This is a genomic window from Bifidobacterium lemurum (genome assembly GCF_014898175.1).
In the GTDB taxonomy this organism is placed as follows: Bacteria; Actinomycetota; Actinomycetes; order Actinomycetales; family Bifidobacteriaceae; genus Bifidobacterium; species Bifidobacterium lemurum.
The window spans coordinates 2,421,145-2,433,836 of sequence record NZ_CP062948.1; the positions used below are offsets into that span (position 1 = coordinate 2,421,145).

Below are 12,692 nucleotides of genomic sequence, written 5' to 3' on the forward strand. Positions count from 1 at the left end.
CGACGCCGGTCGCGATATGCGAAGGCCGGCCGGAGGGAACGGAATCTCCTCCGGCCGGCCTTTGTCGTATGACTCGCCGATCAGTGGAAGAAGTGACGCGTGCCGGTGAGGTACATGGTCACGCCTGCCTGCTTGGCCGCCTCGATCACTTCCTCGTCGCGGATGGACCCGCCGGGCTGCACGATCGCCTTGACGCCGGCCTTGATCAGGATTTCGGCACCGTCGGCGAAGGGGAAGAACGCGTCGGACGCGGCCACCGCGCCGGTGGCGCGATCGGCGTTGTCCGCCAGCGTGTTGGCGCGCTCGACGGCCAGATGGCAGGAATCCACGCGGTTGACCTGGCCCATGCCGATGCCGACCGTGGCTTGGTCGTGCGCCAGCAGAATGGCGTTCGACTTGACGCAGCGGATGGCGCGCCATGCGAACACGAGATCCTTCAGGGTCTCGGCGTCCGCGGCTTCACCGGAAACGAGCTTCCAGCCGTTCGGATCGTCGCCGGGAGCGTCGATCAGGTCGGTGTCCTGCACCAGCAGTCCGCCGTCGATGGCGCGGATCTGCTCGTGTCCCTTCGGCGGCTCGGCCACCTTGAGGATACGCAGGTTCTTCTTCTTGGTCTGCAGCAGCTCAAGAGCCTCGGGCTCGTAGGCGGGGGCCACGATCACCTCGGTGAAGATCGGACGCACGCTTTCGGCCATGTCGAGCGTGACGGTGGTGTTGCAGGCCACCACGCCGCCGTAGGCGCTCACCGGATCGCAGGCGTGGGCCTTCTTGTGGGCTTCGGCCGCGGTGGCGCCGATGGCCAGACCGCACGGATTGTTGTGCTTGACGATGGCCACGGCGATGGAGGGGGCCATATCCCACACGGCGCGCCATGCGGCGTCGGCGTCCACGTAGTTGTTGTAGCTCATCGGCTTGCCGCCGAGCTGCTCGGCATGCGCGAAGCCGGTCTGGTTGAGCGGATCGAGATACAGCGCGGCCTGCTGGTGCGAGTTCTCGCCGTAGCGCAGCGTGTTGGCGCGATCCCACGTGCGGGTGAACTGGGCGGGGAACTTGGCCGTGTCGGCCTGTTCGTCGTCGGCCGCCACGGTGGCGGGCTTGGGCCACTGCTTGGCGGTCCACTCGTTGATGGTCGCGTCATAGGCGGCGGTGTGCGCGAAGGCCTTGGCGGCGAGCCAACGGCGCTCGTCCAACGAGAAGCCGGTGCCGTCGGCCACGCGGGAGGCGACCAGCGCGTAGTCCTGCGGGTCGGTGACGATGGCAACGGTGGCATGGTTCTTCGCCGCACCGCGCACCATGGAGGGGCCGCCGATATCGATTTTTTCAATGATGGCGTCGGTTTCGGCGCCGGAACGCACGGTATCGGCGAAGGGATACAGATTCACGACCACCAGATCGAAGGGTTTGATGCCCAGCTGCTCGAGCTGCGCCACATGGTCGGCGTTGGTCATGTCGGCCAGGATGCCCGCGTGGATATGCGGATCGAGGGTTTTCACACGGCCGTCCAGGCTTTCGGGGAACCCTGTGACCTCACTGACTTCGGTGACGCTCACGCCCAGCGCGGCGAGCGTTTTGGCGGTCGACCCAGTGGAGACGACCTCGGTGCCGGCTTTCACGAACGCGTCGGCGAGCACCTCGATTCCTTCCTTATGGAAGACCGATACCAGTGCTCGGCGAATCGGTCGGTTCGTGTTTGTCATCCTGTTCCTCCTTGGGTTGTGAATCTGAAGGTTGCAAGTCGGTTGATTGACCGGACGCGTTCGCGTCCGTGGTGCCGCTGGCGGTGCGTGCGACGGCGGCGGCGCGGGGCGGCCTGTGCGTGTCGCGGGTTTGCGAGACACGGCGTGATATCCAGCCTATCCCGAAAAACGCGGCGGTGGCAACAAGCGCCGTCAGCCATGCGGCGAACAGTCCGATGGCGGTGGGACGTCCGACGGATTGAGTGGATTGCACCACGTCGACGCCCACATGGGCGAGCCTGTGCTCCCCCAGCGAACCGTTGGACAGGGCGAATACGGCCGCGGAGCAGACGGCCACCAGCGCGCCGGCCAGGCAGAAGGCCGCCGCCGGATACACCAGATCGAGCACCATACGCTTATCGGTTCGCTCATGCATCATCCGCATCGGTCGATACGCGAAACCACTCGGCAGAAAAACGACCAGCAATCCAAGTATGAGGGCCGTCGCCAGAGGAATCATCATCAATGCCGTACGCAGGATGTCGTTCTCGACCGGGTTCGGAAACAGCCCGAAGATCGGGACGGCTGGAAGTCCACTGGATTGTCCGATCCACAGGGTGAAACTGCCGAGCTCGCCGATCGCGAATCCGGCGCCGAACAGCCAGGAGCACGCCCAGACGCATAGATTGGGCAGCCAGATCAGCGAGGCGATGGTGGTGAGCACGCGCGATCCGGTCTGCATGCCCGCCATATCGAACACCGCGGCCATCGCGTCATGGTTCATCCACACCCACGAGACCACGGTGCCTATGGCGCAGAGCGCGTACACGCCCAGCAATACGGCGGCCAGGATCAGGCCGCACGTCAGACAATGGCGGACGGACGCGGAAAGATGGTCCCGGATGAGCTTGGCCACGCCGTGCCGCAGTTGAGCGTTGGCGCAGACGGCGCAGACGGCGGCGACCGCATACAGCCCCGCGCATTTGAGCAGGGATACTCCCAAACCGTCCGTCAACCCCACTTCGACGCCTTGCCTGAACATGGTGTTGATCGCCAGCCAACCCACCAATCCCGCGGCCAACGCATGCGGGGAAGTGGCTCGCATACGCTTGATCAGCGAGACGATGAGCGCGATCAGCAGCATGGTCAGACCAAGCGGCATGATCGTCAGCGTGATGGACGATGTGGTGAAACCGATGCCTTGGCTGAGCAGCACCACGGCCTGCGTGAGCGGCACCGTATGGGCGGAGAGGTTGTCCCCGCCCTCCTCCATCGAGACGACCAGCAGGATCAGCGCGATGCAGCATCCCAGCGATATCGCGAAGATGGCCATGGCGAGAATGGAAAGCAGCAGTCCCCTGCCCCACTGTTTGAGGGTGTCGATCATAGCAGCGACTGTTTGGCGAGCACCTCGCGCATCAGAGCGGCGGCCTGGCCCGGGGTTTTGCCCACCGGAATGCCGACGGCCTCAAGCGCTTCCTTCTTATCCTGCGCGGTGCCTTTGCCACCGGAGACGATGGCGCCGGCGTGCCCCATCTGCTTGCCCTCCGGAGCGGTGAATCCGGCGATGTAGGCGACGATGGGCTTGGTCATGTGCTCGCTGGCCCATTGGGCCGCGTCCTGTTCCGCATTGCCGCCGATCTCGCCGATCATCATCACGGCCTTGGTTCGCTCATCGGCTTCGAACGCCTCCAGCGCCTCCTGCAGGGTGGTGCCGACGATCGGGTCGCCGCCGGCACCCAGACATGCGGTGAATCCGATATCGCTCAGCTCCCCCATCAGCTGGTAGGTCAGCGTGCCGGACTTCGACACCAATCCCAGCGGTCCGCGCGACACGATGCCGTCTGGGATGATGCCGAGATTCACACCCGGCTCGCCCAACGTGACCAGGCCCGGGCAGTTGGGGCCGACCAGACGCACGCCCTTGCGGCGCGCGAGGGCGACGAAGTAGGCGGAGTCCGCCACCGGGATGCCTTCGGTGATCACCACGATCAGCTCGATGCCCGCTTCGATGGCTTCGACCACCGCGCCCTTGGCGAATCGCGGGGGCACGAACACGACGCTGGCTTTGGCTCCTGTGGCCTGTTGTGCCTCCTCGCAGGTGGCGAACACGGGAACGTGCGCGTCCCGGCCGTCGCTTGCCGAGGGGAAATCGACGGTGGTGCCGGCCTTACGGGGGTTCACGCCGCCGACGATGTTGGTGCCGGCCTTGAGCATGCGCGCGGTGTGGGTCATACCCTGGTGCCCCGTCATGCCTTGGACGATCACCGGGGCCCCGTCTTCAATGAACAGCGTCATCAGCGCGCCTCCTTCGACTGGACCGCCTCGGCCGCGATGCGCGCGGCCTGGCTGGCGGCCTCCTCCATGGTCTGTGCCACATGGACGTTCGGATTGTTCGCCTTGGCGAGCGTGCTCAGCCCCTCGTCGGCCGCGTTGCCGTCGAAACGCACCACCAGCGGCTTGGAGCCGCCGCGGGCGGCCACCGCTTCGAGGATGCCTTCGGCCACCTGCTCGCAGGAGGTCAGGCCTCCGTACACGTTGATGAACACCGATTCGACTTGCGGGTCGGAAAGCACGATGTCCAAACTGGTGGCCATCACCTGCGCCGACGCGCCGCCGCCGATGTCGAGGAAGTTCGCCGGCTTGATGCCGGTGCCTTGCTCCTCTCCGGCGCCGGAGACGGCGTCGAGCGAGCTCATCACCAGTCCCGCGCCGTTGCCGATCACGCCGACCTCACCGTCGAGATGCACGTAATGCAGTCCGTATTCGCGGGCGCGCTGCTCGAACGGGTCGGCCTGGACGGCGTCTTCGAAACGCTTCCATCCGTCGTGGCGGAAGGCCGCGTTGTCGTCCAAGGAGATTTTGGCGTCGAGCGCGCACAGCGTCTTCGAGGATTCGTCGTCGGGGTCGCCGATCTTCGCCAAAGGATTGATCTCCACCAGCGTGGCGTCGTTCTCCTTGAAGCATCGCCACATCTTGAGCAGGATCTGCGCCGCCTGGTCGACGTCGGCATGGTAGAAGCCGATGCTCTCGGCCATACGGGTGGCGGCTTCGATGTCGAACTCATCCAGCGCGTTGATATGCAGGCGCTTCACCGATTCGGGATGCTCCCTGGCGATCTCCTCGACCTCGGTGCCGCCCGCGGCGGTGGCCAGCACATCGTAGTCGCGGGAGGAACGGTCCACCGAAATGGACACGTAATACTCATGCAGGATGTTCTTGGCTTCGGCCACCAGCACGCCGGACACCTTGTGTCCGTGGATGCTCATGGGCAGAATCGCCTCGGAGGCGAGAATGGCCTCGTCGAGGGTTTTGGCGAGCTTGACGCCGCCTGCCTGGCCTCGGTGGCCGATTTTGACCTGGGCTTTGATCACGCAGGGCAGGCCGACCGTCTCGACGGCTTCGGCCACCTCATGGGAATTCTGCGCGAACACGGCTTTGGGAGTCGGTATGCCCTGTTCTTCAAGCAACGTTCTGGCTTGGTATTCGTAAAGATCCATGGATGCTTCCTTGGAATGGGTGGGTATGGAACCTTTGCAGGTCAGGCCGGCATGGTGACCAGCACGCTGGTGGGTCGGCCGCCGAGTTTGGCGGTGCCGTTCAAGCCGTCGAGGCCCATCACGAAGCTGAATCCCACAACCTTGCCGCCGGCGCGTTCGATGAGTTCCGCGCCCGCCGCCGCGGTGCCTCCGGTGGCGATCAGATCGTCCACGATAAGCACGCGTTCGCCGGGTTTGACGGCTTCGGCTTCGATTTCGACGCTTTCGCTGCCGTATTCCAAATCATAGGATTCGCGAATGGTCTGGGGCGGCAGTTTGCCCGCTTTTCGGACGGCGATGAAGCCTTTGCCCAGATGCGCGGCCAAGGCGGGGCCGAACAGGAAACCACGGGCTTCCAGACCGGCGACGGCGTCGAAATCCTCGGCGGGCACGGGCAGTGCCGCCTCCAGCGCCTGCATCATCAAGTGCAGGCCTTTGGCATCGGCCAGCACCGGCATGAAGTCGCGGAAGATGATGCCCTCTTTGGGAAATCCGGGAATCGAACGAATCAGTGAGACGAGATACGAGGCGTCCTCGGCCCCGATCTTGCCCAGATCAGCGATGGCGATATCGGTGTTCGGCATGGCGATATGGCTCTCCATATGACGATTGGCGGGCGAAAAAACAATGCGCGGTGTGAGGCGCGGGTTACTTGGCGGCTTCCTGCGGCTGCTCGTCGGCAACCTCGGTGTCCACGACCTTGGCTTCGACGGTTTCGGTCGTCTCGGCCGCGTTCTCCGCCGATTCGAGCGCCTGGTCCATCGGCACCTGCGCCTCGTCGTCGTTCTGCTCGATCGGGTTGCCGTTTTCATCCACCTCATCGTCGGAGACGTAGGCGGGACGCACGTATTCCTTGCTGATCGCGTTGAAGGAGAAACGCATCAGCGAGCCTTCGGAGTCGATGACGATCTCCTCGTACTGGACGTCCACGGAGACGACCTTGCCGATCACGCCGCCGATGGTGATGATCTCGGTGCCCGGCTGCAGGTTGGCGCGGAAGTCCTGACGCTCCGCCTGCTGCTGCTTGGCCTTGCGGGACTGCCACCACATCATGCCGATCATAGCGACCATGATGACGATGAGGAAAAGCGAACTACCCAAGAGAAACTCCTTGATGATGGAAAACGGACTATCTGGCCTTGAAGATTCTAAAAGAGCTTGCTGACATCATCCTGGGGAACCAATCCCAGATGCCTCCACGCCTTCTCGGTTGCGATGCGGCCGCGCGGCGTGCGGGCGAGGAATCCCTCGCGCACCAGATACGGCTCGCACACCGTCTCCACGGTTTCGGACTCCTCCCCCACCATGGCCGCGAGATTGTTCAATCCCACCGGTCCGCCGTTGAAATTGGTCACGATTGCCTTGAGCACGGCGATGTCCAGACGATCCAGACCCTCCGCGTCGATCTGATAGAGATCCAACGCCTCCTTGACGTCCGCGGAGCGCACCACGATGAGATCGTGCACGATGGCCCAGTCGCGCACGCGGCGCAGCAGACGGTTGGCGATACGCGGCGTGCCCCGCGAACGCATGGCCAGCTGGGCGGCCGCGCCCTCGTCGAGATTGACGCCCAACACGCCGGCCGAGCGATCGATCAGCCGCTCCAGCTCGTCGATCGGATAGAAGTCGAGATGCGCGGTGAAACCGAAACGCGCGCGCAGAGGCGAGGGCAGCATGCCTTCGCGCGTGGTGGCGCCGATCACCGTGAACCGCGGCAGGGTGAGCGGAATGGACGTGGCGCCGGGTCCCTTGCCCACCATCACATCCACGCGGAAATCCTCCATCGCGATATACAACAGTTCCTCGGCCGCGCGCGGCAGACGGTGGATTTCGTCGATGAACAGCACCTCGCCGGTATCGAGCGAGCTCAGGATTGAAGCGAGATCACCGGCATGCTGGATGGCGGGGCCGGAGGTGACGCGGATAGGCACGCCCAACTCGTTGGCCACGATCATCGCCAATGTGGTTTTGCCCAATCCGGGAGGGCCCGCGAGCAGGATATGGTCGGGCGGAACGTCGCGTTTGCGCGCGGCATCCAAAAACAGCTGCAGCTGCGCTTTGAGGGTCGGTTGTCCGATGAAGCCGTCGAGCGCGTGGGGGCGCAACTCCTCGTCGCTCACCGGCTCGTTGCCGATGGGCTGGGAGGAGACCATGCGCAGGGATTCCTCGTTCGCTCCGGTGTTCGACTGGCCGTATGCGGGGGTTTCGTCCAGCGGCGTCGATGCGTTGTTCATCAGCGTCCCCTATCCATAAGAGTCAAAGCGAGCCGCAGCACGCGCGGCACATCCTCGGCTGCGAGCGGCGTGTCGATGGCGTTGTCTCGGCACGCTTCGGCCACCGCCTGTTCGGCGTCCTGCTGACGCCAGCCGAGCGACATCAGGCCTTCGACCACCTGATGCGTGCCGGCGTCCTCTTCGGCTGTCTGGGCGTTCGCGGACGCGGCGGCTCCCTCGACCTGGCTCAAATCGATTGATCCCTTGAGCTCGAGGATGATCTTCTGCGCGCCCTTCTTGCCCAAACCGGGCGCTTTGGCGAGGGCCGTGGCGTCGTTGTCCGCGATCGCGCGGGCCAGCTGGCCGGGCGTGAGCGTGGAAAGCAGCGACTGGGCGACCTTGGGGCCGATGCCGGAGACCTTGATCAGCTGCAGGAAGGTTTTCTTCGCGGCGGCGTCGAGGAAACCGTGCAGGGTGATGGCGTCCTGCGACACATTGAGATAGGTGTGGACGCGCACCTCCTGGCCCATGTGGATGCGGCCCAGATCGGCGGCAGGCATACGCACCTCGTATCCCACTCCCCCGACGTCGATCAGCGCGGAATCGGCATCCACGGATTCCACCCGCCCGGTCAGCATTCCAATCATATGCGTCCTCCAAAGTCGAACAACTGTTCGAAGTGTATCATATGGGGGCGGATGGAGAATGTGTGACCGGGTTATTCGGGTGTGGGTTTTGTTATATGGATGGCTCCGCCGGGTGAAAGCCCACTGGGCTTTCACTGTTTCCGGCTCGCGTGACCGGCTTATGCAATTCCGAAGGAATTGCGGCCGGTCACATTCCACGGTCTGCGTTGATGCGGCGGCGGGAGGACTTTTGCGCGGCTTCGGCCCATTGGCGTTGCGCGGGAGTCAGATGCTGTTCGCGTTCGCCGCCCTGCAACGCGCCGGAGGGGCGCAGCGCATGGCAGATCGCCAACGCCAACGCGTCGGCCGCATCGGCCGGAGTCGGCATCTTCGACAGGTTGAGGATGCGTGTGACCATGCGCTCCACCTGGATCTTCTCCGCCTGGCCGTTGCCGGTGATCGCCAGCTTCGCCTCGGTGGGCGTATGCAGGGCCACAGGAATGCCGCGTTGCGCCGCGGCCAGCATCGCCATGCCGGCCGCCTGCGCGGTGCCGAGCACGGTGTTGCGGTTCGACTGGGCGAACACGCGCTCGATGGACACCGCGTCGGGCGCGAATCGCTCCATCTTCTCCGCCAGCCCGTTGTACACCGCCAACAATCGCAGATCCTGCGAGATATCCGGCGAGGAACGCACGACGTCGACGTGGATAAACGAAAGCCGGCGGTGCGCGCCGGCTTCGATCACGCCGACCCCGCAGCGTGTGAGCCCGGGGTCGACGCCAAGGATGATCACGAGGATTACTCCTCGTCGAGCTGGGCCATCACCTCGTCGGAGGCGGTCCAGTTGGAGTAGATATTCTGCACGTCGTCAAGGTCGTCCAGATTGTCGATGAGCTTGGAGACCTTGCGGGCGTCCTCGAGGCTGAGCTCCACCTCGTTCTTCGGGGCCATGACCAGATCGGCGGAGTCGTACTCGTAGCCGGCGTCCAGCAGGGCCTGACGCACCGTGTGCATATCGGAGGGGTCGGTGGTGACGACGAACATCTCGCCCTCGTCGGCCACATCCTCTGCACCGGCCTCGGCGGCCTTCTCGAACAGGTCGTCGAAGTCCACACCCTCGGACGGGATGGCGATCTGGCCCTTGCGCTCGAAGTTGAAGCTCACGGAACCGGTGGTGGCCAGCGAGCCGTTGCCCTTGGTCAGGGTGGAGCGCACGTCGGCGGCCGCGCGGTTGCGGTTGTCGGTCAGGCATTCGATGATCAGGCCCACGCCGGCGGGAGCGTAGCCCTCGTAGACGATGTCCTCATAGTTGGCGCCGCCGGCTTCCTCACCGGAGCCGCGCTTGACGGCGCGCTTGATGTTGTCGGCCGGCATGGAGGCCTTCTTCGCCTTGTAGATGGCGTCGGCAAGGCTCGGGTTGCCGTCCGGATCGCCGCCGCCCATACGGGCCGCGATCTCGATGTTCTTGATGAGCTTGGCGAAGAGCTTGCCGCGCTTGGCGTCGATGGCGGCCTTCTTGTGCTTGGTGGTCGCCCACTTGGAATGCCCTGACATATTGCTCCGTTCAGGCTAGACGATAAGACAAACGAATTGATTTTAAAGCGGTTCGCCGACAAACGCCGGCGTTTCCTCAGATAGTGGAAGACGCGGGCAGGTCGAACCGCGGCGCGAGATCCGCGAAGGCCGCCGCGTAGGCGGTCCGCTGGTCGGAGAGCAGAATCGGCATGGTGCGGGTCTGTGCGACGATCGGCATGAAGTTGGCGTCGCCGTTCCACCGCGGCACCACATGCTGGTGCAGGTGCGCGGCCACGCCCGCGCCGGCCACCTCGCCTTGGTTGATGCCGATGTTGTATCCGTCGGGATGCGAGACGGTCTCCATCACCTTCATGGACAGCGTGGTCGCCTTCTCGAACTCGAAGAGCTCGGCGTCGTCCAAATCGGTGAGAAGCCCCACATGACGGTACGGGCAGATCATAAGATGACCCACGTTATATGGGTAGAGGTTCATGATGGCGAACACGTGCGTGCCGCGCCACGCGATCAGGCCGTCCTCGTCGGACTTGGCAGGTCCCGCGCAGAACGGGCACTCCTTGGCTTTCGGCTTGGCGGGGCGGTCGGAGGAATCACGCAGCACATAGGTCATGCGCTGCGGCGTCCACAGCCGTTCCACCGTGTCCTCCTGCGGAGGGAACCCCGCCGGATCATCGACACGCACGTGTTCGTCGGTCATATTCGCTCCTTCGTGCTGTGTGCTTATACGAATTATTCCGTCATCCCGAGCTCAGCTTCGTTCACCCGTCATCCCGAGCGGAACGAAGTGGAGTCGAGGGATCTCTTCTCATGATCACGCGAGGAGATCCCTCGACTTCGTCCTTCGGCCTCCGCTCGGGATGACGGGTGAGACGAAACCCCGCTCGGGATGACGGGCGAAACGAAGTCCCGCTCGGAATGACGGAATAATGGGTGTTTATTCCGCTGTGGCGGCGGTGAAATCGTCGGCGGAGTTGACCTGCACGCGCTTGGCGATCGCCTTGAGGATCTTGGCGCGGGCCTCGTCCACCGGCACGCCGTTGAGCTGGCTGCCATCGCGGAAGCGGAAGCTCACCGCGTTGTTGGCCATGTCCTCGTCGCCCACGATGAGGATGAACGGCACCTTGGACTTGGATGCGTTGCGGATCTTCTTGCCGAAGCGGTCGGCGGAGTAATCCACCTCGCAGCGCACCATCTCGTCCTCGAGGGACTTGACGAAACCGGCCAGATGCGGTGCGACCTCGTCCGTCACCGGCACGCCGAGCACCTGCACGGGGGCGAGCCACGCCGGGAACGCGCCCGCATAGTGTTCGAGCAGCACGGCGAAGAAACGTTCGATGGAACCGAACAGGGCGCGGTGGATCATCACCGGACGCTGGTGCGTGCCGTCGGCCGCGATGTATTCGAGGTCGAAGCGCTCCGGCAGGTTGAAGTCGAGCTGGATGGTCGAGACCTGCCAGGTGCGGCCGATCGCGTCGCGGGCCTGCACGGAGATCTTCGGACCGTAGAACGCGGCGCCGCCCGGATCGGCCACGAGGTCGAGATGGGACGCCTCGGCCACTTCGCGCAACGTGTTGGTGGCCTCCTCCCAGATCTCGTCGGAGCCGACGTACTTGTGCTCGTCCTTGGTGCTCAGCTCCAGATAGAAGTCGGTCAGGCCGAAGTCCTTGAGCAGGTTCAGCACGAAGGTGAGCAGGTTGGCCAGCTCGTCCTTCATCTGCTCGCGGGTGCAGTAGATGTGGGAATCGTCCTGCGTCAGGCCGCGCACGCGGGTCAGGCCGTGCACCTCGCCCGACTTCTCGTAGCGGTACACGGTGCCGAACTCGAACAGGCGCAGCGGCAGTTCACGGTAGGAACGCTGGCGCGCCTTGAAGATCAGGTTGTGCATCGGGCAGTTCATCGGCTTCAGGTAGTAGTCCGCGCCCGGCTTGGTGATGTTGCCTTCCGCGTCGCGCTCCTCGTCGAGGTGCATGGCCGGATACATGCCGTCCTTGTACCAGTGCAGGTGGCCGGAGGTCTCGTACAGGCCACCCTTGGTGATGTGCGGGGTCTGCACGAAGCTGTAGTGGTGCTTGCGGTGCATCTCGCGCGAATAGTCCTCCATGGCGTTGATGATCGCGGCGCCCTTGGGGTGGAACACGGCCAGGCCGGGACCGATGTCGTCCGGGAAGGAGAACAGGTCCATGGACGCGCCGAGCTTTCGGTGGTCGCGCTTGGCGGCCTCCTCGAGACGGGTCTGATAGGCCTTCAGATCATCCTTGGTGAAGAACGCCACGCCGTAGATGCGCTGCAGCATCGGGTTCTTCTCGCTGCCGCGCCAGTAGGCCGCGGCGGAACGCTCGATTTTGAACGCCTTGATGAAACGGGTGTTCGGCAGGTGGGGGCCGCGGCACAGGTCCTTCCACACCACATTGCCGTCGCGGTCCACGTTGTCGTAGAAGCTCAGCTCCTTCTCATCGATTTCGGTGGCGGCCTCGGGGTCGAGATGCGCCTGCTTGTCGTTGATGAGCTCGATCTTGTACGGCTGGTCGGCCTCCTCGGCCAAAGCCTCTTCCTTAGTCACCACGCGGCGGCGGAACGACTGGGAGGACTTGATGATGCGCTGCATGCGCTTCTCGATGTCCTTGAGATCCTCCGGAGTGAAGGGCGTATCCACGTCGAAGTCGTAGTAGAAGCCGTTCTCGATAACCGGTCCGACGCCCAGCTTGGCGTTCGGGTAGATCTCCTGCACGGCCTGCGCCATGACGTGCGTGGCCGAGTGGCGCATGATGTTCAGGCCGTCTTCGGAGTCGAGGGCCACCGATTCGACCGTGTCGCCGTCGCTCAGCGGAGTGTAGAGGTCGCGCAGTTCGCCGTTGAGACGCACGGCGATGATGTTCTTGTCGTCCGCGAACAGCTCGGTGCCGGTGGTGGTTGCCTCCACCTCCTTCGCTTCGCCGTTGACCGTAATGGAGATGGGGCTTGCAGCCATGATAATGTCCTATCTTTCGGGGTCCGCGTTACTAAAACAGACCTGGACTGGTTATATGCAACAGAGGCAAGGATAAAGTCGTGCGGAGACAATCCTGCGCATAACGCCATCTATCGATACTCCCTCTTGACTTCCTT

General features: G+C 64.0%; 12 protein-coding genes. All 12 read right to left on the reverse strand.

The window, feature by feature from the left end; all coding sequences use genetic code 11:
• Positions 1-80: 80 nt before the first annotated feature.
• Positions 81-1,697, reverse strand: a complete 1,617-nt coding sequence (gene purH, locus BL8807_RS09575) for a bifunctional phosphoribosylaminoimidazolecarboxamide formyltransferase/IMP cyclohydrolase (protein WP_072726049.1) — start codon at positions 1,695-1,697, stop codon at positions 81-83.
• Positions 1,645-3,063 (reverse strand): cell division protein PerM, encoded by a 1,419-nt coding sequence (locus BL8807_RS09580; RefSeq protein ID WP_072726047.1) that lies wholly within the window; start codon positions 3,061-3,063, stop codon positions 1,645-1,647. Before BL8807_RS09580 ends, purH begins: the two co-directional genes overlap by 53 nt.
• The gene (gene sucD, locus BL8807_RS09585; protein WP_072726045.1) at positions 3,060-3,974 is read right to left on the reverse strand and encodes a succinate--CoA ligase subunit alpha; all 915 of its coding nucleotides are present in this window, start codon (positions 3,972-3,974) and stop codon (positions 3,060-3,062) included. The genes BL8807_RS09580 and sucD overlap by 4 nt, the downstream gene beginning before the upstream one ends.
• Entirely contained in the window at positions 3,974-5,176 is a 1,203-nt protein-coding gene (gene sucC / locus BL8807_RS09590; RefSeq protein ID WP_072726044.1) for an ADP-forming succinate--CoA ligase subunit beta, read from the reverse strand. Before sucC ends, sucD begins: the two co-directional genes overlap by 1 nt.
• A gap of 41 nt (positions 5,177-5,217) precedes the next feature.
• A complete protein-coding gene (locus BL8807_RS09595; protein ID WP_072726042.1) occupies positions 5,218-5,799 on the reverse strand; it encodes an adenine phosphoribosyltransferase in 582 nt (193 codons plus the stop codon).
• A 64-nt stretch (positions 5,800-5,863) separates the two neighbouring features.
• Positions 5,864-6,286: a preprotein translocase subunit YajC gene (yajC, locus tag BL8807_RS09600; protein ID WP_072726229.1), complete on the reverse strand. Its 423-nt coding sequence runs from the start codon at positions 6,284-6,286 to the stop codon at positions 5,864-5,866.
• Positions 6,287-6,363: 77 nt separating this feature from the next.
• Entirely contained in the window at positions 6,364-7,428 is a 1,065-nt protein-coding gene (ruvB, locus tag BL8807_RS09605) for a Holliday junction branch migration DNA helicase RuvB (protein WP_094725465.1), read from the reverse strand.
• Positions 7,429-7,448: 20 nt separating this feature from the next.
• Complete coding sequence (ruvA, locus tag BL8807_RS09610) at positions 7,449-8,075, reverse strand: Holliday junction branch migration protein RuvA (RefSeq protein ID WP_072726038.1); 627 nt, start codon at positions 8,073-8,075, stop codon at positions 7,449-7,451.
• A 187-nt stretch (positions 8,076-8,262) separates the two neighbouring features.
• Complete coding sequence (gene ruvC, locus BL8807_RS09615; protein ID WP_072726036.1) at positions 8,263-8,847, reverse strand: crossover junction endodeoxyribonuclease RuvC; 585 nt, start codon at positions 8,845-8,847, stop codon at positions 8,263-8,265.
• A 5-nt stretch (positions 8,848-8,852) separates the two neighbouring features.
• Positions 8,853-9,608 carry a YebC/PmpR family DNA-binding transcriptional regulator gene (locus tag BL8807_RS09620; protein ID WP_072726034.1) on the reverse strand — a complete coding sequence of 252 codons (756 nt, stop codon included), beginning with the start codon at positions 9,606-9,608 and terminating at the stop codon, positions 8,853-8,855.
• A gap of 76 nt (positions 9,609-9,684) precedes the next feature.
• Entirely contained in the window at positions 9,685-10,284 is a 600-nt protein-coding gene (locus tag BL8807_RS09625) for an HIT family protein (RefSeq protein WP_072726031.1), read from the reverse strand.
• Positions 10,285-10,521: 237 nt separating this feature from the next.
• Entirely contained in the window at positions 10,522-12,555 is a 2,034-nt protein-coding gene (gene thrS, locus BL8807_RS09630) for a threonine--tRNA ligase (RefSeq protein ID WP_072726028.1), read from the reverse strand.
• Positions 12,556-12,692 lie beyond the last annotated feature (137 nt).